Origin of the sequence: Vibrio natriegens NBRC 15636 = ATCC 14048 = DSM 759, from assembly GCF_035621455.1 — a bacterium.
GTDB classification, from domain to species: domain Bacteria; phylum Pseudomonadota; class Gammaproteobacteria; order Enterobacterales; family Vibrionaceae; genus Vibrio; species Vibrio natriegens.
The window spans coordinates 260,558-282,933 of the sequence record NZ_CP141822.1 but is presented as its reverse complement, the minus strand read 5'-3'; the positions used below and the strand labels follow the sequence as shown (position 1 = coordinate 282,933).

Genomic DNA, 22,376 nt, shown 5'->3' with positions numbered 1-22,376 from the left:
GGTCGACTGTGACTACCATTGTATCTGTACGTCGAAATAATAAAGTCGTCATCGCGGGTGATGGCCAGGTATCTCTAGGCAATACCGTAATGAAAGGTAACGCGCGTAAAGTTCGCCGCCTTTACAACAATAAAGTACTGGCTGGTTTTGCCGGCGGTACTGCGGACGCCTTCACCCTTTTCGAGCGCTTCGAAAGCAAACTGCAAATGCACCAAGGCCATTTGACCAAAGCCGCTGTAGAGCTGGCGAAAGACTGGCGTAGTGATCGCGCGCTTCGTAAGCTAGAAGCACTACTTGCTGTTGCAGACGAAACCGCGTCTTTAATCATCACCGGTAATGGTGATGTGGTTCAGCCAGAAAATGACTTGATTGCGATCGGTTCTGGTGGTGCGTACGCACAAGCGGCAGCAACGGCACTGTTAGAGAACACAGATCTGGATGCTCGTGAAATCGCAGAAAAAGCATTAAACATTGCTGGCGATATTTGTGTATTCACCAACCACAATCACACTGTAGAAGAGCTAGAATCAACTGCAGAGCTAACCGCTCCAGCCGAGTAATCGTAACGAAGTAAGGAAAGAATATGTCTGAAATGACCCCTCGCGAAATCGTTCATGAACTGAACCGCCATATTATTGGTCAAGACAAAGCAAAACGTTCGGTTGCGATTGCTCTTCGTAACCGCTGGCGTCGTATGCAACTTGAAGAAAGCCTACGTGTCGAAGTTACACCTAAAAACATCCTGATGATCGGCCCAACTGGTGTTGGTAAAACTGAAATTGCACGCCGCCTCGCTAAGCTTGCAAATGCGCCGTTCATTAAAGTAGAAGCGACTAAGTTCACTGAAGTAGGTTACGTTGGTAAAGAAGTAGAAACCATCATTCGTGATCTTACCGATGTTGCAGTGAAGCTCACTCATCAACAAGCGATGGAAAAAGTAAAATTCCGAGCTGAAGAGCAAGCTGAAGAGCGTATTCTTGATGCACTACTGCCACCAGCTCGTGACAGCTGGGGACAAGCAGAACAGAGCGATGATAGCTCTCACACTCGCCAGATTTTCCGTAAAAAATTACGTGAAGGTCAGCTGGACGATAAAGAGATTGAAATCGATGTCGCCGCGCCGCAAATGGGGGTCGAGATCATGGCGCCTCCTGGTATGGAAGAAATGACCAACCAACTTCAAGGTATGTTCCAGAACCTAGCGGGCGATACCAAGAAGAAGCGCAAGCTGAAAATCAAAGACGCGATGAAAGCCCTTGCCGAAGAAGAAGCAGCGAAGCTTGTGAATCAGGAAGAGCTAAAAGAAGCAGCGATTTACAACGTTGAAAACAACGGTATCGTCTTCATTGATGAGATCGACAAGATCTGTAAACGTGGTGAGAGCTCTGGCCCTGACGTCTCTCGTGAAGGTGTTCAGCGTGACCTGCTACCTCTGATTGAAGGCAGCACTGTTTCAACCAAACACGGCATGGTAAAAACAGACCATATCTTATTTGTGGCTTCTGGTGCATTCCAGGTCGCGAAGCCTTCTGACCTTATCCCAGAGCTGCAAGGCCGTCTGCCAATTCGTGTTGAACTTGAAGCACTAAGCAGTAACGACTTCAAACGTATTCTGACCGAACCTAAAGCGTCATTGACTGAGCAATACATCGCGTTGATGAAGACAGAAGATGTAGACATTGAATTTACTGAAGACGGTATCACGCGAATTGCTGAAGCCGCATGGACAGTAAATGAAACCACCGAAAACATCGGTGCTCGTCGTCTGCATACCGTTATGGAACGTCTGATGGACGAAATCTCTTACGATGCAGCAGAGCAATCTGGCGCTAAGTTTGTGATTGACGCAGCCTACGTGCAAGCTCGTCTGGGCGATACCATTGAAGATGAAGATCTAAGCCGCTTTATTCTTTAATAAGCACCCTAATCAACAAAGCCCAGAGATTCAGTCTCTGGGCTTTTTAGTTCTGCATAGACAATTCAACATCAGTGTATTTGTGCAATCGCCGGGCAATCGTACTTGAAATGCTATTCTCATACTTCAAAGTCCAGAACCTCGCTTTTCAACCAACCCTCCACTTCCTGACTCTCTTTGACTTGCTTTAGGTCAATAGCGCATCTGCTTCTTTATGCTTATACTGGACACATCGGTTACTAGCACGAAATATCCATGAAACAATCTTTACAGATCTGGCTCGACGCCGCTCGTCCCAAAACATTACCACTGGCATTAGTCTCTATTCTTACTGGTAGTGTGCTTGCGTATGCTGCGGGTCAATTTTCTCTGCCTATTTCCTTGATGGCGTTTATCACCGCGACTCTGTTACAGATCCTTTCCAATCTGGCCAACGATTATGGCGACGCAGTAAAAGGAACCGACAATGAAAAACGTCTCGGTCCACTGCGTGCTTTGCAGTCTGGCGCAGTAACGAAAGAGCAAATGAAGCAGGCAATTGGCTTCAACATCGTGCTCACCGTCATTTCCGGCCTGATCTTAGTGTTTTACTCTTTGAGCTCTCTTGAAAGTATTCTCACCTTCATCGGATTGGGTATTTTTGCCATCCTCGCCGCCATCGCCTACACCATGGGCAGCAAACCGTACGGTTATGTCGGACTGGGTGATATTTCTGTCTTTCTGTTTTTTGGCTTGCTTGGCGTATCCGGCACCTATTTCCTGCATACCGGACATGTCGATACCACCCTATTCTTACCCGCTCTAGGATGCGGCTTATTGGCCGTCGCAGTGCTGAATATCAATAACATGCGTGACATTGATAACGACCGAGAGTGTGGAAAAAGGACCGTAGCGGTGCGCTTAGGACAACAGAAGGCCAAGCAGTACCATTTCATCTTATTAGGTGGTGCTATTCTCGCTTTCGCTGTTTACCTACTTATTCAGGACAAACCGGTTTGGATCAGCCTGCCATTCTTATTAAGCATTTATTTTGTCGCCCATCATGGCAAAGCCGTTTGGGAAACCGAAAAGCCTGCACAGATCGCACCTATGATGCCAGTGATCGTAAAATGCTCGCTGGTTACCAACGTTTTATTTGCAACAATTGTGGTAGCTCAAACTCTGGTAAGTTAAAAAAGGATTGTCATTGCATTGACTTAATGCCCAGATATACTCAAAGACAACCAGTTTCTGTTTAGAAAGGTACGCTATGGAATACAATACCTCAGCCCTCTGTGATATTTACCTCGAGCAGGTAGATGTGGTTGAACCAATGTTCAGTAACTTTGGCGGTCGCGCTTCCTTTGCCGGACAAATCACCACCATCAAGTGTTTTGAAGACAATTCTCTGATCCGTGAAACGTTAGAGCAAGATGGCCTAGGTCGCGTGCTGCTAATTGACGGTGGTGGTTCCTTACGCAAAGCCCTTGTCGACGCAGAAATCGCAACCATCGCAGAAGAAAATGAGTGGGAAGGCATTGTCGTATACGGCTGCGTTCGTGAAGTCGACGAACTCGAAGATATGAACCTTGGCATTCAGGCTCTCGCCTCTATTCCTGTCGGCGCATCTAGCCAGGGTATAGGTGAACTCGACGTACCTGTGAACTTTGGCGGCGTTAGCTTTCTACCAGAAGACTACATTTACGCGGACAGCACTGGCATCATTCTGTCTCCAGAACCGCTCAATATCGACCTAGAACTGGACGAGGAAGTTGAGGAAGAAGAGTTAGAGGAACAAGATCCTAGGCTTTAGCGCTTTTCCCGACTCCAAATACACAAACACCCGCTTATAGCGGGTGTTTTCAATTCTGGACAGAAAAGTAGAATTATTCCACTTCTTCCATTTTGCCAAGTAGTGCACGAATGCGCTCTTGCCACTGCGCGTGCTCTTGCTGTGCTTGCTCAGCTTTTTGCTCAAGCTCTTCGCGTTGCGTGCGAAGCTCGTTTGCTTGTGCTTCTAGCTTTACTTTATCTTCTTTCAGCTCTTCAACTTCCATTTGAAGAAGAGTGATTGTGTCAACTGCAGTTTGAATTTTAGATTCTAGTTGTGCTAATACTTCAAAAGACATCTTGGCCTACCTATGTTGTTCCGTTGGGATGATGCACGAGACAGGCGCGCACCTTACCTATATGAGGTTCATTCTACTCAGCGTTGCGACGAGAAACACTCACTATATTCGATATTTTGCATCATTCGGTTAAAAAACCGGCGCAATCTCACTAAATGCTGACTTTTCTGATCACCGAAGCATTTTTGAGCAAGGTATTTGCCTCTCGCCACGAGAAAAACTCACTCAGTATTGATCAAATTCAACTTAACCAAAGTAAAAGCTCGGCAAAAACGCAAACGTTTAACACTCGTTATGGTAAAATCGCCGCGCAAATTCTTCTTCCCTCTTGCTTACTTGGAGACATCATGAAACGTGATTTAGCAATGGCATTTTCCCGTGTTACTGAAGGTGCAGCACTGGCTGGTTATAAATGGCTTGGTCGCGGCGATAAAAACGCAGCGGACGGTGCAGCCGTTGAGGTTATGCGCACACTACTGAACAAAACAGAAATCAGCGGTGAAATTGTTATTGGCGAAGGTGAAATCGATGATGCACCAATGCTGTACATCGGCGAGCAAGTGGGTATTGGTGGCGATGAAGTCGATATTGCAGTCGATCCTATTGAAGGCACACGCATGACGGCCATGGGTCAATCAAATGCTTTAGCGGTTCTCGCGGCCGGTGAAAAAGGCAGCTTCCTTAAAGCGCCTGACATGTACATGGAAAAACTGGTGGTTGGCCCAGGAGCAAAAGGCGTCATCGATTTAGAAAAGCCACTAAAAGAAAACCTAGAGAACATCGCCAAGGCGCTGAACAAAACTCTAGACACTTTAGTTGTGATCACGCTGGCTAAGCCTCGTCACGACAAAGTGATCGCAGAAATGCAGGCAATGGGCGTACGCGTATTTGCTGTGCCAGACGGTGACGTGGCCGCTTCAATCCTGACTTGTATGCCAGACAGCGAAGTGGACGTCATGTACTGCATTGGCGGCGCACCAGAAGGCGTAGTTTCTGCGGCGGTCATTCGTGCACTAGATGGTGACATGCATGGCCGTCTACTTCCTCGTCATGAAGTGAAAGGTAATACCGAAGAAAACCGCATCTACGGCGCAGCCGAACTAAAACGCTGTGAAGAGATGGGTGTGAAGGCAAACGTCGTGTTGAAAATGGACGACATGGCACGCAGCGACAACGTTGTGTTCTCCGCGACAGGCATCACCAAAGGTGACCTGCTAGAAGGCATTACTCGCCAAGGCAATATCGCGACAACAGAAACGCTACTTATTCGTGGTCGCTGCCGCACCATTCGTCGCATCAAGTCGATTCATTACTTAGAGCGTAAAGATCAAGAAGTACGCGATATTATTCTTTAATAAATATCAGAGATTTTAGGGCCTGGATAAACGGCCCTAAAATCTCGGCTCTCTCACCAAAACTAAGTCAACACTTTTCTTTACAAAACCTATCGCGCATAATATGTCATGACATATAAATGGTGGGAATATGAAAACCGTAGATAGGATATTGCAAATCGTTAAGCGTGACGGCTCTGTCACGGCAAAACAACTCTCTTCTGAACTTGGAATGACCACCATGGGTGCTCGACAGCATCTGCAAGGTTTAGAAGATGATGGCATCCTGTCTATCTACGACGTCAAAGTCAAAGTCGGTCGCCCGACCAGACACTGGGCTCTTACTCAAAAAGGCCATGAGCAATTTGCCGATCGCCATGGTGAACTTACCGTACAATTCATCGAAGCCGTCGAACACATCTTTGGTAAAGATGGCCTCGAGAAAGTGACCTCTGAGCGCGAAAAGCTCACGTTACAAAACTATCGTCAACATCTTGATCAATGTGACACGCTGGAAAGCAAATTGAAAACGCTCGTCTCATTACGAGAACAAGAAGGCTACATGGCAGAACTAGAGCAAGATGAGCACGGTTTTATCTTAATTGAGAACCACTGCCCTATTTGTAAAGCTGCTACACGTTGTCCTAGTCTCTGCCAGTCAGAGCTAAGTGTGTTCCAAGCACTACTTGGCGATGAAACTCGTGTGGAACGCACTGAGCATATCATTAGCGGCCAGCGACGTTGCGTATACCGTATTCAAGCGTAGGCAATGATTAGAATCACGCTGCTCCTGCCTACAACTCACCTATGAAAATGCTCTCTTATATCTGAGACTAGAGAGTCATTTCGCCGTTCTCCCCTTCTCCGTGATATACGCTTTTAATATCGAAGTGTAACTATCCGTATGGATTGGGAGACAAACGATGGCCAATCTGCGTACTCACAAACCGCAACCTCTGCCCTCTTTCGACGAACTGATGCAAATGGCACAAGATGACCCGGAAGCTTTTGAGCAATTCCGACAAGATAAGGCCCGCGAAATGATAGAAGGCGCATCGAAAAGCATGCAGTCACGACTTTGGGCGCAGCAAAGCCATATAGACCGAGTAATCAACAACTGTAAAAACCCAAACCATGTCAACGTGTTATTGATGAATGAGTTACAGAAACAAGTGATGAAGTTCAGAGAAGCGTTGCAAGGAACACCACAACCTGAAAAGACACGTAATGTGGTTCAATTCAGGTCAATGAGGGACAATGACGATTATTGTTGATGACTCTCGGATCCTGTAATAATCGCCCTTAAACTTATCAATCCGCTCACTGTCGCCCTAGCGAACGGCATCATTTATCCAACCGGATCAGGGCCGTACTTATTAGGGCCTTTCGTTCCTTTTAATAAACCACATTCAACCAAAATCCATACGCCACAAATTAAAGATATAGAAGCAATGAACAGTTGCGGCGTAGCCGACTCTTGTGAAACTGGACTCGTCGTTGGTGTAGCGAGCCGGCCTAAAACCAAAGGAATATTCAGCGCTAACCAATAAATCGATTTATCACGATCATGCCAGCGCTTCGTTGTGATCGCGAGATCAGGAATAAGCATGACCAAGAGAAAAATAGGCAGCAGAAGGTGAGAAAACGCGGGAAACAGCTGATTGATACCCACACCAAAACCTAAGATAGAAACGTAATAGACAATGTTCCATATCCAAAACGTTTTACGCCCGATGCGCCCTCGAAAAGAAAACAATAGCTCTTTAGTTAGCATTCGCAATTACCCAAAAAAATAAACATGTCATTCAAATAGCACTGGTAGCCTAAAAGTTTGTCTTTACTACTAGCATAGAGCAGACGAGCCTTCATGTTTTAAAATATCAATAAAAATCAGCGATTAGTGATAGAGAAATACTTTTCCAACGTTTTGATACAGACAAGGTCTTCTCTATTTTTATCTTGGAACTGCGCAACATGCTCATGGGCATTATCCAAAATTTTCTTGGCTTCAGCTGGGTTCTTTAAGTAGTAATTGACCTTATCTTCAAAGTCAGACCAATCATCTTTAACTTCTATATAATGTACACCCGGCTTAAGTGCCCCCTCCATAAACCAGGTTTCGAATCGCATTTTCGGCGTGATAACGACTGAGTTTGAAGACATCGCCCATTTTAAGTTAGAAGCCACGTCATTCCCTTCTAGGCAAATGAGAAATTTATATTGCAGCTGCTCCTCAATGGACATAAACGGCTGCTTCCACTCAGGGTGCTCTTTAGACGGGTTTGATTGACCCGCATCTACCAGTGGATGGCCAAACATGGCGTTCATAAAACGAATGCGATGTTTTTGTTTAACAGCGCCGCGGAAAACCGCCATATCTTTCTTATCCAGATATTCTGTTTTGTCTTCAATAAAACGAAAGTGGCGCATTTTATCTAACTTAAACAACACCGACGTTGAGTTGTCACCCTGTGTCGGCCTGGCTTTATACAGAGTTGGCTGTGGCTCGACTTTTACGTGGTCGCCAAAGTAGTACGCGAACTTAAGGTGTTTAGGAAAATAGTGCAGGTACTGCTTTAAGTCATAGAAATAAGCACTCTTGCCACGACGCTGATAGGAGTGTTGCGTGATAGCATCACTTGGTAACTCATGCAATTCATTCGGCTTACAGTAATAATCAACACGAGCCTGAATCGCGTCTTTATCCTGTTCAAAATGGCGCTCTAATTGAGCTTTACGCCGTTGAAAAACAAAGGACGGAACGACGTTGAGTAGTAAGTTGTTAAGATAGTAGAAAAGTTTCATTAAATAGACCTAGAAGTCAATGCCGTGCAATAGGTTAGCAGAATCACAAAACTAGGGGTAGATGAACTAAGGCTTCACTGCGTGAGAAAGGTCACCACGCAGCGAGTTAACAGAAGAAGATGGTCGTTAGTTCACCACTTTCTGAAAACATTCCACATCCATATCGCGAATGTTCACCGTTAAGCTATGAACATGGCTGGCTTGTTCTTGAAGTACAACCATTAAGTCCCGGGATAACGCGCGTTTTTGTTCTGACGTTCTCCCTGCCAGTAACTCAAAGTTTACATGGATAAAATCCAGACTGTCGCCTTCTTCACCTATTAGCCAGTTATGACAGCGGAGTGTTCTTGACTTCACTGATGCCAATTCAAAAAGGCCGCAATCCAACGCTGCTCTATGTAAATCTTCTAGTAAACCTTGAACGTTGACGCGCTCTTCCACTGAGTTCGAATACTCTAAAACCAAATTTGGCATTTTGATTCCTTTCTACAACATTAAAATCCAGTGCGTAGTAATACCAATCCAGGCTGCAATTTCCGAGGAATGAACTATCATTCTGTCTACGTGATCACCAATCGATTGCTTTTGATAGAACTGACAGAAACAAGTGCTACGCTGACCAGATGTACAAAGCCGAACAAGACATGATACCAATCATGATCTGTTCAAATTATTCTGTTATATTCTTTCGTAGATTTTTTACATTAATCATTAATAGATAATACGGAGATATTCCTATGCGTCGTCCTGTAGTTATGGGTAACTGGAAACTAAACGGCAGCAAAGCGATGGTAACTGAGCTGCTAACTGGTCTTAACGCTGAGCTTGAAGGCGTTGAAGGTGTTGACGTAGCAGTAGCTCCACCAGCACTTTACATCGATCTAGCTGAGCGCGTAATCGCAGAAGGCGGTAACAAGATCATTCTAGGTGCGCAAAACACTGACCTAAACAACAGCGGTGCTTTCACTGGCGACATGTCTCCAGAAATGTTGAAAGATTTCGGTGCTACTCACATCATCATCGGCCACTCTGAGCGTCGTGATTACCACAACGAATCAGACGAGTTCATCGCGAAGAAATTTAACTTCCTAAAAGAAAACAGCCTAACACCAGTTTTCTGTATCGGTGAATCTGAAGCACAAAACGAAGCAGGCGAAACTGAAGCAGTATGTGCTCGTCAAATCAACGCAGTTATCGACGCTTACGGCGTTGAAGCTCTAAACGGCGCAATCATTGCTTACGAACCAATCTGGGCAATCGGTACTGGTAAAGCAGCAACAGCTGAAGATGCACAACGCATCCACGCTTCTATCCGTGCACTAATCGCAGCGAAAGACGAAGCAGTTGCTGAGCAAGTAATCATCCAATACGGCGGTTCTGTTAAACCAGAAAACGCAGAAGCATACTTCTCACAACCAGACATCGATGGTGCTCTAGTTGGTGGTGCTTCTCTAGACGCGAAGAGCTTCGCAGCAATCGCTAAAGCAGCGGCAGCAGCAAAAGCTTAATTTTGTTTTTAAACAAGTAAAAATAACAAAGGGATGCGTGATGCATCCCTTTTTGTATTCCTAGATATCTATCTAATCAACCACCAACACTCGCAACTTAGAACAGCTGGTTATTTCAGATATAAAGACTCAAACTCATCAACTTTACGATTGTACGTTGCTAACTCTTCATCCTTATCTCTAATCTGCATACTTAGGTGTAAGTTCTTTCTCAGAAATTTCTTAAACTTACGATTGATTTTTTTACGTGTCAGGTAAGGGATAAAATCAGATATCGGGATAAACTCTGTATTGCCAAATCCATCAATCAGATAAAGTGTGATATCGCTTTCTGCCTGCCTCACCAATATATTTGTCATCACCAAGTCGCTTGGTATGACCCTGTTCTTAAGCAAGTAATCTTTGAGAACTCGAATTGCCAACAGCAACTTATCGATATCAAGATTATCTCCTTGCTGCACAAGATATTGTGCGAGATTCTTTGAGACTGACAAATTGTCATCCAAAACCACTTGCTGCTTAAATCCAACACGTGTCTCTGTTGTGACCTCCCCTAAGAAATTAGGGATATGTGCGAATTGAACGTTTTTCTTTTTTAATCGCTCAAAAAACTCAATTTCTCGATACGTTTGCTTTGCAGCGTCTTTCTGACTTAACTTTACACACTGAGCAGGGTTGCTGGGATTTTGATAACAAACTCGCTCGGTACCCTTACCAATGACCGCCCAGTTTTGGAACTCATGATCTGATTGCATCTTTAACCTTTACATGTTTTCTCTTGTAATCGATAGCAGAAAGCGCTTACGTTGTGTTTACGAGAGGAACTCTTTGAACTTAATGCTAATTGTATCACGAACTTGGAAACTGTGACGAGTCGCTCGGATATTAGGGTTAAAGTTGCTAGGTTTTAGTATCTAGGTCCTTCCCTCAAGAGCATCATTCCGAGGAGCCTAAGCGGCATCAGGAATCTACTAACTGTGAATACATAAACCAAGGCAAATACACTAACGATAAAAACTTTGTACGTAACTCCTAAATCACGCTTCTTTGTCGCTTTTCTCTATTACAGTGTTTATTGATGCTAACTTAATCGCATTTCAGTACTTTTCCAACTTATTACATCTAATCTACTGAAACATAAGCCTTACTCTTTCACAGCCTGCTCGCCTATGCTGAATAGATAAGGAGAAAGCATGACGACACCAATATCAGACATCGCCAGTGTGATCCATCATGGCGGGAAGCATACTGTTACTGGATCCTGTCATGAGCTTAAGCTCGCCAATGGCAGTATTTTGATTGATTGTGGACTCTTTCAAGGCAAGGACCTCAGTTTTGGTGGACGCAATGCCTCACTGAATATCGAGTTTCCTACCGATCAGATAAAAGCTCTCGTTCTAACTCACGCTCATATAGATCACATTGGCCGGCTGCCATGGTTACTGGCTGCTGGATTTAAAGGGCCAATATATTGCACGCAAGCAACGGCGGAGCTCGTCCCTTTAATGCTTGAAGACGGTCTGAAACTGCAACTCGGTTTAAACTACCGCCAGCGACAACAAGTCCTCAATATCATCAAGAAGCAACTCAAACCTTGTGATTATCAGCAGTGGGAAGAACTCCCTGCTCTCGCAAATGTCCGCTTCCAACCTGCTGGGCATATATTGGGCTCTGGGTATGTCGAATTTAAACTGTCAAATAATGAAGTTGTCGTTTTCTCCGGTGACTTAGGGCCATCGAATACGCCACTTTTGCCTGATCCACAATCGCCAGAGCGCGCGGACTACCTATTTATAGAATCCACCTACGGCGATAGACAACATGAAGACATTGCAACACGTACAAAGCGTTTAAACGACATCATTACTCATGCGTTGAAAGATGGTGGTGTGATTCTGATCCCTGCTTTTAGTGTCGGTCGAACACAAGAGCTGCTATTTGATATAGAGCAATTGATTAACCAGCATGAATTGGCATCGTCATTACCCGTCATCCTAGACTCCCCTCTAGCAAGAGAAGTGACAAAAACGTATCGACGTTTTAAAACCTTATGGAGTCAGGAAGCAAAGCAAAGATTAGACAATCAACGCCATCCACTTGCTTTCGACCAGTGTATTACAGTTGAAAGTCACACCGAGCATAAAGCCCTAGTAAACCGACTCGCTTCAACTGATGAACCCGCCATTGTTGTAGCCGCTTCCGGAATGTGTGAAGGCGGCAGAATCGTCAATTATTTAAAAGCACTTCTTCCCGATGAAAGAAACGATGTGCTATTCGCAGGTTATCAAGCTCAAGGTACGTTAGGTGAGGCGATACAATCAGGCAATTCAGAGGTTGAGATAGATGCTCAAGAAATCCAGGTTAATGCTCAGATTCATACTATTTCTGGTTATTCCGCCCATGCAGACAAAAGTGATTTACTCAAGTTTATTACTGGCATTCCCACACAACCAAAAGCTATTCATTTGATTCATGGGGAAGACGAGGCCCAACAAGCATTATGCAAGGAGTTAGAGAAGAAAGGATTTAAGGTGGTTTATTGATGGCGGAGTTTATAAGACCTAAGACTTAAGTACCTAGGCCCTTCCATCGTTACCGTCATTCAATATGCGAAACACGTCGTAATTCAACCGAGTGAATAACAATGCCTAAGCGCTTACAAGGCTATCCACCTTCGTTAAGTTTTCCAATTCGGTTTGGTTAACCTCTGTTTGGCTTACCTGGCTCTGGTTCCAAACTAAATCACTAATCCCATCGGTAGGGTTGAAGTCAGTTGGAGCGGCCAATAGGAGCTCTCGAATACGGACGTGATCCATGTTATGACAAGCAAAATCCAGTTCATCTAGTAAGGATTCATATTCATCAAGAGGTAAGTAAACTTCATGGGCAGTCATGATCCGCTCATGGGAAGTGTTCTTAACGTTATCGCCAATCAGTAATTCCTCGTATAGTTTCTCACCAGGTCTTAGGCCCGCAAACAGAATTTCAATATCACCATGAGGATTCGATTCTGATTTCACTTCAAGACCAGAAAGGTGGATAAGGTTGCTCGCAAGATCGGTAATTTTAACTGGTTCACCCATGTCTAGTACGAAAACATCCCCGCCCTTACCCATGGCTCCAGCTTGTATCACTAATTGAGCCGCCTCTGGAATGGTCATGAAAAAGCGCGTGATTTCTGGGTGTGTCACGGTAACTGGACCGCCACGTTCAATTTGCTTTTTAAACAGGGGAATAACTGAACCAGATGAGCCTAATACGTTGCCAAATCGAACCATACAGAAACGTGTACCATTAGGCTTTTTATTTTCACGCTCCGCGAGTGCCTGTAGCCCAAGCTCAGCCATGCGTTTGGTTGTCCCCATGACATTGGTTGGACGCACAGCTTTATCAGTCGAAATCAGAACAAAAGACTCGACTCCTGCTTTGATCGCTGCGCATGCCGTGTAATAGGTGCCATAGATATTATTTCGTACGCCTTCTACGACGTTGTATTCCACTAAAGGAACATGCTTATACGCAGCGGCATGATAAACGGTTTCCACCTTGAACGATTTCATCGCCGTTTCGAGGCGGTGCTGGCGCTGGACAGAACCTAATAGAGGAATGATATCGCAACTTAAACCATGTTCTTGCTTGAGAAGATTCAATTCCCTGTCGATTTGATACAAACCAAATTCCGAAAGCTCGAACAACACAATCGAGGTCGGTTTCTGCAGCAGAATCTGACGACATAATTCAGAACCAATCGAACCACCCGCCCCCGTTACCATAACAACTTTATCTTTGATGTTTGCTTCTAGCAGCACCTGCTGAGGCGCGACCGGATCACGACCTAGCAAATCTTCAATAGGTACCTCTTTTAGCTCATCGATCTTCGCTTTACCTGACACGATATCAGTCAACTCAGGTACAGTGCGAATCTCGACTAACAGCTTAGACAACTCATCGATTATCTCTTTACGACGAGAACGCTTGGCGCTCGGTACCGCGAGTAATACTTGTGAGACATCGTGCTTGTTGATCATGTTCATCACATCACTCATCGGTATCACTGGTAGCCCTAAAATAACCGTGTTGGTTAACGTCGAATCACCATCAATGAAGGCACGAACTCGGTAATCACCAGAACCACGTAGTGCCATCGCAAGCTGCCTTCCCCCAGAGCCTGCTCCGTAAATCAACACATTTCTACTTTTGTGAGCGTAACTTTTTGCCACAAGAGAACGGATCACAGCGCGAGCCCCACCACATAATAACGCTAAAAATGCGCCATAAATAATCGGTACTGTGCGTGGAAATGGATGACCGCTATAGAAACCCAATGCCGCAAGTAACAGTGCCGATATCACCGCGCCAATAGTGATGACAGACAGGGCCTGAAAGGTAAGATAGCGAAGCACCGCACGGTATAAACCAAGACGAGTAAATACCGCCACGGTCATAATAGCGACACTAACTAAAACACCTAAAACGGTAGGATTAGAAAAGTTCTCGATATTGCCAAGACGTACTAAGAGTGCGAGATGAAAAGCAATGAAGATAATACCTACATCAGTCACCACACTCACGATGCGCTTATTGGCTCGGGATAATTGCCAGAAGAATTGTAGACGTTGCATAATGTTTTTTATTTAATGTTATAAAAGATTTGCTCATCTAGACGATGAAACTATCCCTCAATGTACAAAGGTTTTTAGAATCATTGAGGGGAAGGAAGGTGTTAAACCTGAATAGAAAACCTATAAAAAGGCAAATGATCGCTTTGTGCTAAACACTTGCGTCGCTATCGCACTGAGATGCTCAGTGTGAGCTCAAGATAGCGTATTATTACGCTTGCGCCTGAATCAGTACCTCGCGTAAAACCAGACACGTTTTTTCCATTTCCGCTTCGGTAAGCGTCGGATGCACTAAAAACATCAAACTTGTTTCACCGAGCTGAACCGCATTAGATAAGCGTTCTTTCGGCCTCCAAGGCGTGTTATCAAACGCTTTTTCCAGGTAGACCTCTGAGCAACTGCCTTGAAAAGCAGGTACACCTTTCTCAACCATCGTCTCCACGATGCGATCTCGCGTCCAATCTTGTGCCAAATGTTGTGGTTCAACAAAAAGGTAATGTTTGTATTCTGCATGCTCAGCATAATCAGGAACCTGAACGCGACGCACTACTTTTAATCCCTCTACAGCCTTATCTATTTGGGCAGCATTGGTTTGACGATTTTCTGTCCATTCGGCCATACGCTGAAGCTGAATGCGACCAATCGCACCTTGAATTTCTGTCATACGCCAGTTGGTGCCAAAGCTCTCATGAAGCCAACGAAAGCCCGGCGGGTGCTGACGGTTATAAATTACGTCATAGTTTTTACCGTGATCTTTGTAAGACCACATCTTCGACCATAGCTCTTTATTGTTGGTAGTCACCATGCCTCCTTCGCCGCCTGTTGTCATGATCTTATCTTGACAGAAAGACCAAGCGCCGATGTGACCAATTGTCCCTACACTACGACCTTTGTATTTAGCGCCGTGTGCCTGAGCGCAATCTTCGATCACGTAAAAACCATACTTATCAGACAGTGCCATAATGGCATCCATTTCGGCAGGCATACCGGCAAGGTGTACGACAATCACAGCTTTGGTATTCGGCGTTAGCACCGCCTCAATAGACTCCGCTGTAATGCCTTGGCTGTTTAGGTCCACATCAGCAAACACAGGATTAGCGCCAGCCGTAACAATAGAAGATGCTGAAGCAAGAAAAGTACGAGGAGTAGTGATAACCTCATCGCCCTCGCCTACGTTTAACGCCTTAAGCGCCACATCAAGCGCAAGGGTGCCATTGCTCAGCGCAACCGCATGTTCACACCCAGCCCACACTGCGAATTCTTTTTCAAATTCACGACACTCACTACCGGTCCAGTAGTTCACTTTGTTTGACAGCAGCACTCGGCTCACTGCATCGGCTTCCTCTTGAGTAAAAGAAGGCCAAGGAGAAAATGGAGTATTAAGCACGCTTTCACCTGAATAGAGATTATTTATAGATAGTTTTTTAAGGATGTTTTTTTATTTATTTAAAACTTGCGCAGGCGTACCCACGACAGTTTGGTGATCGGGTACGTTAGCAACGACAGTCGCTCCTGCCCCCACCATTGCACCAGAACCAATCGAAATAAGCTGTCGAACCTGACTGCCAATGCCTAGCCACGCACATTCACCTATGGAAACACCACCGGCAAGGTTGCTGCCAGGGCTAACATGTACGCCGTCTGCTAGTTTGCAATCATGATCGATTGTTGAAGAAGTGTTGATAATGCAGGCATCACCTATATGAGCAAAAGGGTTGATAACCGCATTCGCCATTACAACCGTACCAAAACCTAATTCAGCATACTGGCTAACCGTTGCACGAGGGTGTACTAGCGGAGAAAAACACGCACCAACGGAGATTAACTGTGTCTGCTTTTCTAGCCTTACGTTGTTATTGCCAATCGCAATAATTGTGAGGTCAAAACTCGATGCCGTAGTCAGCAATGATTCTGAATTACCTTGCACGGACCAATGTTCGACGTTTTGTAGTTCTGGCCAGCGGTCATCAAAAAATACAATGTCCTGATAACCGTTTAGTTCGGCAATTTCAGCCACCACTTTGCCATGACCACTCGCACCTAAAATTGCGCAGGTTTTAGTCATTTGCTCCACCTTGCACTGACTGACCAGTAAAGGGCTCGATGGTTACGTGACCATCGGCTGAGATTCCCTCTTTTACAAAGACTTTTTTTACGGTTAGGAATAGAATTTTGATATCTAGCCACAAACTGCGATTATCGACATACCAGACATCTAACTTGAACTTATCTTCCCAGCTAATTGCATTACGCCCATTAATTTGTGCCCATCCCGTTACGCCCGGTCTCACATCATGACGTCTTGCCTGCTCTTTATTGTAGAGGGGCAAGTATTGCATTAACAAAGGACGCGGACCAACTAAGCTCATTTCACCTTTTAATACGTTCCATAACTCTGGTAGCTCGTCTAAGCTAGAGTTTCTTAGCTTATCGCCAAATGGCGTCATACGCTCAGAATCAGGTAGAGGGTTCCCTTCCACATCGACGGCATCCTTCATGCTACGAAACTTAACCATATCAAACGGTTTACCGTTTAAGCCAGGACGTGTTTGACGAAACAATACGGGCGAGCCAAGATTATTACGGATTTTCCAGGCGATCAGCACCATTACTGGAGCAAAAATGATTAAAGAAATAAATGAAGTAAAGAAATCAAATAGTCTTTTTAACATTATTTTGAATCCTTTCAGAAATGTGATTCACAATATCTGCTAGCTTTATTTTATTTTCAACTAGTTCCTTGTCAGAAAGCAACTTCAGCTTGCTTTCCTTATCCTTCAATTTAGATACTTCCAGCTTCAAATCAATTTTTTCGGAGGAACTTGACACTGCGGGATCATTTTTAAATGTTCTTGATAAAATAACAGAATGAGAGTTTAGGCGAACATGTTCTGAAAGTATTAATTCGGCAGGAAGATCTCCTTCACCTAGTTTAGCGATACCACCAAACCCAACAGTACCGCCTGCGCTTTGAATCTTTTCTACCATATATTCTACAAGTCCTCCTGAGAGAACTTCGAACATAAAGTTTAGACCTAAACTAATTTTTAAATCGTTCAATCCAATAAAAAACTCATCAATTCCTTCTACAGAAATTAGATCATCAATTCTCGATAAGGCTTGGGCGGTTTCAATCATTACAATTGTTTTCGCTCGCCCATTAACCATTTCTACAAAATCTCTAGCGTCGTTAGCATCAAACGCCATAGGCAACATAATAATATCGGCACCATTTTCAATCACGCTGTCGATTTCATTTTTAGATGTAGGATTAATAGGATTAATTCTAACAAGTAGATGAGAGTGTCGTAATACAGAGCGTACTAACTTTACATCTTCAATAGTATGATTAGAGAGGACGGTGTTTAGACCTCGTTGTCTTTCAGCTTTATTTAAATGCTCTAGATCAACAAATATTCTATTTACACCAGCTAATTCAGCTTCAAGTGCAAACTTAGGTTCATTAGTAAGAATCATTAATTGCATAGTAATACCTTTATGACGCGATAATTTTTAATCGATCTTCATGAGTTAATCGAAGCATTTTTTCTCTACCGAAATACTTAACACATCGTTTAAAACCATTTTCTGATAAAACACTTCTCATTTCACTATCTAGATATAGAGTTACCATAGCGGCTCTAAGTTGTGCTGAGTCTCGAGGAGCAACTAATAGGCCAGATATATCTTTCACGACTACTTCTGAAGGCCCAGGTATATCCGTTGTTATAACTGGTATTTTAAGAGCCATAGCTTCTTGAAGCACCATACTAAATCCTTCACGGTAAGAAGGATGCACATGTACACTAAAACTAGAAATAAAAAGTGATGTATCCTTTTGCCTTCCGGTAAAGAGCACCTTATCTGATGACTTGGCCCAATCTAATAAATCTTTTTGTATCGGGTCTCCATCGAAAGTACTACCAACAAGCACTAACTTTACATTGTCATATAAACTAGAAATAGTTTTAAAAGCATCAATAAGTTCGTTGGTACCTTTATCTCCTCGTAAGCTACCTACATAACCAAAAATAAAGTCATTCTTATTTATTCTATAATTTTCATAAAACGACGCTTTATGAGATTCTTTCATTTCTATGTTAAATTTTTCCAAATCAACACCAATTGTCCCCCCCTTTCCGACGACATCACTTTTCTCTTTCTTATATAATTTTTCTGAGATTGAAAATTGTCTATTTTTTTCACTGGCAGGCCGTATGTCTGTAGATAAAGAACAAGTAATGAACTCAATAAACTTGAATAACTTTCTTTTAATTCCTACATCAAAGCCAACGTATCTAATTCCCCACTGGCAATATAATCTTTTCGGAACAAGAGCGAAATAGCTAGCTATGGAGGCATAAAATGCAGCATTTGGCGTTGCATACTGAACCATATCAAACTTCTTATTTTTGAATATTTTATATAATTCGTATGTGTTTTTTAAAACATCTAAGACAGAAGAACCTCGATTCATATCTATGTTGATGCAATTAAATTCATCTCTATATTCAGAATAGAAGCCATCGGACATATTACATATTAAAGTAATATTAAAGCCATTTTTTTTGTGAAACCTAGCTGCGTCAATGATAAACGCTGACATTGTCATATCAACAGTTGTCACTATACAATAATTTGTCATATAATTTAAGAATCTATACCAGGGACTTTAATTTTAAGAATACTATCTATTTCATTTTGAACAATTAACTTTTTCTCGTGTTCTTTTTCATCATCTCTAAGTATGCTAGTTTTTATTTTTCCATACATATTTAAACGTGATACAGCTTTCAAGGCTAGCTTCTTTATATTATTTCTATAAAGTATTTTATTTAATTCATTTTTTGATAACACTTTAGCACCATAAGTAGCTATTATTTCATTCCTTTCTTTGAAACTAACATCAATTTGATGTGTGCTTACATTTGCGTCATCTCGATAAAAATACAATGGTTCATTTAATCTCGCGTGGTCTCGTTCAGATAATTCTCCAGACGATATAGCTCTAACCCATAACTCATAATCTTCTGTTCTTTTGTTTTTTGTGGAGTAGATATTATTCTTAGACCATGAAGACTTGGTCATAATTGTCGGGTGCCCGATTGTACTTCCATACTTCAAGTAATTTTTCAAAGTTATTTTGTGATTCGGTGCCCTTCTAAAATTTAAGACTCTATTATTAGAATCTATAACTGCCATTTCAGAAGAAACAATATTAAAGCCATACTCTCTGATAAAACTCAATTGCCTATCTATTCTTCTGGGAGAGCACATATCTCCACTATCCATTCTTACAATGTATTCTGTTTGCGCTCTTTCATTTATTTCATTTAATCTATGCGCAAGTTTTTTGTTCTCTCCATCATGATAAACCTTAACCCTAGGGTCATTGATACTCATAAGAATATCTAAGGAGCTATCTTTAGAACCATCATCAACAGCAATAAGTCTCCAATCTTCGTAAGTCTGTGAAAATATAGACCTTAATGTATCAAGCAAATCCTCTTCATTGTTATATACCGGCAATCCAATCGTAATCATGCTTTCTCCAATGCGTTTATAAATGAAGTAACTTGTTTTTCTAAGGTAAATTTATTTTTTGAAAACCGATATGCACTTTCTATGATATGTAAAGTATCTTCTCGATTATTTTTAACTTTAAATATGCACTCCGATAAAAGCTCATAATTATCAACATCGACTAGATATCCTGTAATACCATTTACTAATGCATCTGGTATTCCACCTACAGGTGTTGATATAACAGGTGTTTTTAAAAGCATACTCTCAATAATAACTCGAGGAAAACCTTCAGTATGCGTAGGAAGAATCATTAAATCTGACGAGTTTATCATATCTAGTATGTCGTTCCGCCATCCAGTAAACTCTATAAGATCTTCAATCTCATAATTTTTTATTAAATTTTTTAACTCTTCAGAGAAGTCACTGGTATGACCTATTGGCACATCTCCCGTTAATATTAGCTTTATATCTCGCCCATATCTCTGTGAATAATCTTTAATAGCTTTTATTGCACAGTCATAACCTTTCAGTTTAGTAGGCCTGGATGCAGGAAGAATTATAGTAAAGATATCATTTTTTTTATGTACTGGTTCTATTTCTAACTCAACCGCGTTTGGAATATAACTTACTTTTTTTTGGGGGAATAATTTTGATAATGTTTTAACACTATCCTGAGCATGAGAAATTATATTTTCACAAAAAAATCTCATTAAAAGTAAATACAACAAGTCAATATCATGTTCTTGAACCCAAACTCTATGATATATAATTATTTTTGCCTTTGTTCCTATTGATGCTATTGCCACAGGTAATAAGGTTTTTTTGTTATTCACTAAAACATAATCATAGTTTTCAGATTTAATCAGCCGTCTTATTCCTAATATTACTTTCACTTGATCTGGAAGATGGGATATAAACTTAAAAAATCTTTTAATTACTCCTCCTTTGCCTAGTATATAATTACGACTATCTTGAAGTAAAACCGTATATGAAATATCATTACTTTCAAGTTCTTTAAGATATTTATCATTTATACCAAAAAAATCACATGCCTTGCATAGATAACCTTTCTGTGAAAGAGAACTCAAAAGATTGATTGTACCCTTTAAAGAGCCACCATAGTTGACATTACTATCTACGAACAAAAATCTATACATAAGAACGCCATTTATTGTAAAGAAAAACTTTTCTGCCTGTCATTTAAAAGCCTTAAATAAAAACCTAGCTAACAATTTAATTATTAAGATTGGAACAAATACAAACAATATTGTTCTTGATATATATGCGTAAAAGCTACCTATATTTAACATAAACACTAATGAGAAAGTACTTGCAAGACTAATATAGATATACTTGTAACCTATATAGTTAATTTTTAATGCGCAGCGCTCAAAATAAAGAGCTATCGTGACAAAAAAAGAAGAGTAAAAAAATAATCCTATATACCCAAAATGGAATAAACCACTTATAGAAAGTGGAATTATTTGGTCTGCATAGTCTCTATGCTGGTAAATAAATTCATTGAATTTGATTGTCCCTTTATAATTGTCATAGGTTAACTTTGATAATATAGGTATATTCTGAAATGTATCATTGACGAGATACAGTATAGAATCATCTATAGTTAATTCATCATAAGCCTCAAACCCTAACGAAACATTACCGACACCAGAAAAATACGCGTTTAATGTTGAAGCAGTTACTATTGAGTTTAGTGTTAACGTATTACCGTATTTTGAAAACTTTGCTAGAGTTGTTATAACGATCATGAACACAAAAATAAACAAAGTAAAAATCAATATTTTCCTAATATCTTTAGGCTCGACCATTTGCGAGATTAATACCACTAATGGAAGCGAGAACAAGACTACACTAAACCTGCTAGTCCCTACTATAAATAAACTCGAAAAAAACACAACTAGTAAGTAATAGTAAGATTTATTTATTACCTTACTTGAATTATATATTATACTTATTGCTAATAGTGATAATATTATTTTAAAAGGAGTTAATAGTACAGCCCCAAATTTATTGCTATTAATTTCATCTTCGCCGGTAACATACTTGCTTACATAATCTCCCAAGTTCCAAATAAAATTCACAACCTCAAATGAACCGGTATAATATAGATAACAAAATATTACCAGTAACAAGAATGATACTATAGTATAATTTTCGACTGGCTGTATCGTTCTATTCACCCGTCTTATAACAGACTCTTGTTTCTTAGAAAAAATCTCAAAAATTAAAAATATTGATACAATTTCCAAAACACTAACTATAATTGCTATATTTGTGTAACGTGACTCAAACCCTACTTTTAAGTATTGATCATGAATGATAAAAATAGGGATAAGTGAATATCTTATAATAGCTTGAAAGACTACTAATTTAAATACAACACTGTTTCTCAATCTATAATACACTCGATTATAGATTAATGTCACTGTTAAAAAAGACAAAGGTAATATAATTAGAAAATTGTATTTATAGCTATCAATTACATATATAGAAAATGAGATAGAAATAACACATAATAGTATAACTATTTTTAGCATTGC

The 22,376-nt window shown here is 41.6% G+C and carries 23 protein-coding genes; 9 read left to right on the top strand and 14 right to left on the bottom strand.

Annotated elements, in window-relative coordinates:
• Positions 1-8: 8 nt before the first annotated feature.
• The 4 genes from hslV to rraA all read left to right on the top strand — a co-directional run bounded on the left by hslV (position 9) and on the right by rraA (position 3,707).
• Entirely contained in the window at positions 9-560 is a 552-nt protein-coding gene (gene hslV, locus VER99_RS01295; RefSeq protein WP_020335799.1) for an ATP-dependent protease subunit HslV, read from the top strand.
• Positions 561-583: 23 nt separating this feature from the next.
• The gene (hslU, locus tag VER99_RS01290) at positions 584-1,915 is read left to right on the top strand and encodes an HslU--HslV peptidase ATPase subunit (protein ID WP_014230657.1); all 1,332 of its coding nucleotides are present in this window, start codon (positions 584-586) and stop codon (positions 1,913-1,915) included.
• Positions 1,916-2,170: 255 nt separating this feature from the next.
• Entirely contained in the window at positions 2,171-3,088 is a 918-nt protein-coding gene (locus VER99_RS01285; protein ID WP_020335798.1) for a 1,4-dihydroxy-2-naphthoate polyprenyltransferase, read from the top strand.
• A 76-nt stretch (positions 3,089-3,164) separates the two neighbouring features.
• Positions 3,165-3,707: a ribonuclease E activity regulator RraA gene (gene rraA, locus VER99_RS01280; RefSeq protein WP_014230655.1), complete on the top strand. Its 543-nt coding sequence runs from the start codon at positions 3,165-3,167 to the stop codon at positions 3,705-3,707.
• Positions 3,708-3,780: 73 nt separating this feature from the next.
• Here rraA and zapB read toward each other — a convergent pair whose 3' ends face one another.
• Entirely contained in the window at positions 3,781-4,023 is a 243-nt protein-coding gene (gene zapB / locus VER99_RS01275; protein WP_014230654.1) for a cell division protein ZapB, read from the bottom strand.
• A 347-nt stretch (positions 4,024-4,370) separates the two neighbouring features.
• Here zapB and glpX point away from each other — a divergent pair, with 347 nt between their 5' ends.
• The 3 genes from glpX to VER99_RS01260 all read left to right on the top strand — a co-directional run bounded on the left by glpX (position 4,371) and on the right by VER99_RS01260 (position 6,631).
• Complete coding sequence (gene glpX / locus VER99_RS01270) at positions 4,371-5,378, top strand: class II fructose-bisphosphatase (RefSeq protein WP_024372772.1); 1,008 nt, start codon at positions 4,371-4,373, stop codon at positions 5,376-5,378.
• A 130-nt stretch (positions 5,379-5,508) separates the two neighbouring features.
• Positions 5,509-6,123, top strand: a complete 615-nt coding sequence (locus VER99_RS01265) for a helix-turn-helix transcriptional regulator (RefSeq protein ID WP_020335796.1) — start codon at positions 5,509-5,511, stop codon at positions 6,121-6,123.
• A 157-nt stretch (positions 6,124-6,280) separates the two neighbouring features.
• A complete protein-coding gene (locus VER99_RS01260) occupies positions 6,281-6,631 on the top strand; it encodes a DUF3135 domain-containing protein (protein WP_020335795.1) in 351 nt (116 codons plus the stop codon).
• Between the two features lie 74 nt (positions 6,632-6,705).
• Here the strand turns inward: VER99_RS01260 and VER99_RS01255 are convergent, their stop codons facing one another.
• From VER99_RS01255 to VER99_RS01245, 3 genes are all read right to left on the bottom strand, one after another.
• Positions 6,706-7,131 carry a DUF805 domain-containing protein gene (locus VER99_RS01255; RefSeq protein ID WP_020335794.1) on the bottom strand — a complete coding sequence of 142 codons (426 nt, stop codon included), beginning with the start codon at positions 7,129-7,131 and terminating at the stop codon, positions 6,706-6,708.
• Positions 7,132-7,247: 116 nt separating this feature from the next.
• Positions 7,248-8,162 carry a glycosyl transferase family 90 gene (locus VER99_RS01250; protein WP_020335793.1) on the bottom strand — a complete coding sequence of 305 codons (915 nt, stop codon included), beginning with the start codon at positions 8,160-8,162 and terminating at the stop codon, positions 7,248-7,250.
• A 126-nt stretch (positions 8,163-8,288) separates the two neighbouring features.
• Complete coding sequence (locus tag VER99_RS01245; protein ID WP_020335792.1) at positions 8,289-8,636, bottom strand: 5-carboxymethyl-2-hydroxymuconate Delta-isomerase; 348 nt, start codon at positions 8,634-8,636, stop codon at positions 8,289-8,291.
• A gap of 263 nt (positions 8,637-8,899) precedes the next feature.
• Here VER99_RS01245 and tpiA point away from each other — a divergent pair, with 263 nt between their 5' ends.
• A complete protein-coding gene (gene tpiA / locus VER99_RS01240; protein WP_020335791.1) occupies positions 8,900-9,670 on the top strand; it encodes a triose-phosphate isomerase in 771 nt (256 codons plus the stop codon).
• A 110-nt stretch (positions 9,671-9,780) separates the two neighbouring features.
• Here tpiA and VER99_RS01235 read toward each other — a convergent pair whose 3' ends face one another.
• Complete coding sequence (locus tag VER99_RS01235) at positions 9,781-10,425, bottom strand: YrbL family protein (protein WP_020335790.1); 645 nt, start codon at positions 10,423-10,425, stop codon at positions 9,781-9,783.
• A 438-nt stretch (positions 10,426-10,863) separates the two neighbouring features.
• On the opposite strand from VER99_RS01235, the gene VER99_RS01230 reads away from it, so the two are divergent.
• Positions 10,864-12,213 carry an MBL fold metallo-hydrolase RNA specificity domain-containing protein gene (locus VER99_RS01230; RefSeq protein ID WP_020335789.1) on the top strand — a complete coding sequence of 450 codons (1,350 nt, stop codon included), beginning with the start codon at positions 10,864-10,866 and terminating at the stop codon, positions 12,211-12,213.
• A gap of 105 nt (positions 12,214-12,318) precedes the next feature.
• Here VER99_RS01230 and VER99_RS01225 read toward each other — a convergent pair whose 3' ends face one another.
• The 9 genes from VER99_RS01225 to VER99_RS01185 all read right to left on the bottom strand — a co-directional run bounded on the left by VER99_RS01225 (position 12,319) and on the right by VER99_RS01185 (position 22,373).
• Positions 12,319-14,292, bottom strand: coding sequence for a polysaccharide biosynthesis protein (locus VER99_RS01225; protein WP_020335786.1), 1,974 nt, complete (start codon positions 14,290-14,292; stop codon positions 12,319-12,321).
• Between the two features lie 208 nt (positions 14,293-14,500).
• Positions 14,501-15,676 carry a DegT/DnrJ/EryC1/StrS family aminotransferase gene (locus VER99_RS01220; RefSeq protein WP_020335785.1) on the bottom strand — a complete coding sequence of 392 codons (1,176 nt, stop codon included), beginning with the start codon at positions 15,674-15,676 and terminating at the stop codon, positions 14,501-14,503.
• Between the two features lie 51 nt (positions 15,677-15,727).
• A complete protein-coding gene (locus VER99_RS01215) occupies positions 15,728-16,354 on the bottom strand; it encodes an acetyltransferase (protein ID WP_020335784.1) in 627 nt (208 codons plus the stop codon).
• On the bottom strand, positions 16,347-16,961 hold the full coding sequence (locus VER99_RS01210) for a sugar transferase (protein ID WP_020335783.1): 615 nt from the start codon (positions 16,959-16,961) through the stop codon (positions 16,347-16,349). Before VER99_RS01210 ends, VER99_RS01215 begins: the two co-directional genes overlap by 8 nt.
• A complete protein-coding gene (locus VER99_RS01205) occupies positions 16,942-17,775 on the bottom strand; it encodes an aldolase/citrate lyase family protein (protein ID WP_020335782.1) in 834 nt (277 codons plus the stop codon). The genes VER99_RS01210 and VER99_RS01205 overlap by 20 nt, the downstream gene beginning before the upstream one ends.
• Positions 17,776-17,785: 10 nt before the next feature.
• Positions 17,786-18,895 carry a glycosyltransferase gene (locus tag VER99_RS01200; protein ID WP_161624426.1) on the bottom strand — a complete coding sequence of 370 codons (1,110 nt, stop codon included), beginning with the start codon at positions 18,893-18,895 and terminating at the stop codon, positions 17,786-17,788.
• 44 nt (positions 18,896-18,939) lie between these two features.
• Complete coding sequence (locus VER99_RS01195) at positions 18,940-19,833, bottom strand: glycosyltransferase family 2 protein (RefSeq protein ID WP_020335780.1); 894 nt, start codon at positions 19,831-19,833, stop codon at positions 18,940-18,942.
• Complete coding sequence (locus VER99_RS01190) at positions 19,830-20,972, bottom strand: glycosyltransferase family 4 protein (RefSeq protein WP_020335779.1); 1,143 nt, start codon at positions 20,970-20,972, stop codon at positions 19,830-19,832. The genes VER99_RS01195 and VER99_RS01190 overlap by 4 nt, the downstream gene beginning before the upstream one ends.
• Before the next feature lie 39 nt (positions 20,973-21,011).
• Entirely contained in the window at positions 21,012-22,373 is a 1,362-nt protein-coding gene (locus VER99_RS01185) for an O-antigen polymerase (protein ID WP_020335778.1), read from the bottom strand.
• Positions 22,374-22,376: the final 3 nt, after the last annotated feature.

Excerpts from the sequence above, each read along its gene's own strand:
- hslU (WP_014230657.1), top strand. The coding sequence starts at position 584 with ATGTCTGAAATGACCCCTCGCGAAATCGTTCATGAACTGAACCGCCAT.
- VER99_RS01285 (WP_020335798.1), top strand. The coding sequence starts at position 2,171 with ATGAAACAATCTTTACAGATCTGGCTCGACGCCGCTCGTCCCAAAACA.
- rraA (WP_014230655.1), top strand. The coding sequence starts at position 3,165 with ATGGAATACAATACCTCAGCCCTCTGTGATATTTACCTCGAGCAGGTA.
- zapB (WP_014230654.1), bottom strand. The coding sequence starts at position 4,023 with ATGTCTTTTGAAGTATTAGCACAACTAGAATCTAAAATTCAAACTGCA.
- glpX (WP_024372772.1), top strand. The coding sequence starts at position 4,371 with ATGAAACGTGATTTAGCAATGGCATTTTCCCGTGTTACTGAAGGTGCA.
- VER99_RS01265 (WP_020335796.1), top strand. The coding sequence starts at position 5,509 with ATGAAAACCGTAGATAGGATATTGCAAATCGTTAAGCGTGACGGCTCT.
- VER99_RS01260 (WP_020335795.1), top strand. The coding sequence starts at position 6,281 with ATGGCCAATCTGCGTACTCACAAACCGCAACCTCTGCCCTCTTTCGAC.
- VER99_RS01255 (WP_020335794.1), bottom strand. The coding sequence starts at position 7,131 with ATGCTAACTAAAGAGCTATTGTTTTCTTTTCGAGGGCGCATCGGGCGT.
- VER99_RS01250 (WP_020335793.1), bottom strand. The coding sequence starts at position 8,162 with ATGAAACTTTTCTACTATCTTAACAACTTACTACTCAACGTCGTTCCG.
- VER99_RS01245 (WP_020335792.1), bottom strand. The coding sequence starts at position 8,636 with ATGCCAAATTTGGTTTTAGAGTATTCGAACTCAGTGGAAGAGCGCGTC.
- tpiA (WP_020335791.1), top strand. The coding sequence starts at position 8,900 with ATGCGTCGTCCTGTAGTTATGGGTAACTGGAAACTAAACGGCAGCAAA.
- VER99_RS01235 (WP_020335790.1), bottom strand. The coding sequence starts at position 10,425 with ATGCAATCAGATCATGAGTTCCAAAACTGGGCGGTCATTGGTAAGGGT.
- VER99_RS01230 (WP_020335789.1), top strand. The coding sequence starts at position 10,864 with ATGACGACACCAATATCAGACATCGCCAGTGTGATCCATCATGGCGGG.
- VER99_RS01225 (WP_020335786.1), bottom strand. The coding sequence starts at position 14,292 with ATGCAACGTCTACAATTCTTCTGGCAATTATCCCGAGCCAATAAGCGC.
- VER99_RS01215 (WP_020335784.1), bottom strand. The coding sequence starts at position 16,354 with ATGACTAAAACCTGCGCAATTTTAGGTGCGAGTGGTCATGGCAAAGTG.
- VER99_RS01210 (WP_020335783.1), bottom strand. The coding sequence starts at position 16,961 with ATGTTAAAAAGACTATTTGATTTCTTTACTTCATTTATTTCTTTAATC.
- VER99_RS01205 (WP_020335782.1), bottom strand. The coding sequence starts at position 17,775 with ATGCAATTAATGATTCTTACTAATGAACCTAAGTTTGCACTTGAAGCT.
- VER99_RS01200 (WP_161624426.1), bottom strand. The coding sequence starts at position 18,895 with ATGTCAGCGTTTATCATTGACGCAGCTAGGTTTCACAAAAAAAATGGC.
- VER99_RS01195 (WP_020335780.1), bottom strand. The coding sequence starts at position 19,833 with ATGATTACGATTGGATTGCCGGTATATAACAATGAAGAGGATTTGCTT.
- VER99_RS01190 (WP_020335779.1), bottom strand. The coding sequence starts at position 20,972 with ATGTATAGATTTTTGTTCGTAGATAGTAATGTCAACTATGGTGGCTCT.
- VER99_RS01185 (WP_020335778.1), bottom strand. The coding sequence starts at position 22,373 with ATGCTAAAAATAGTTATACTATTATGTGTTATTTCTATCTCATTTTCT.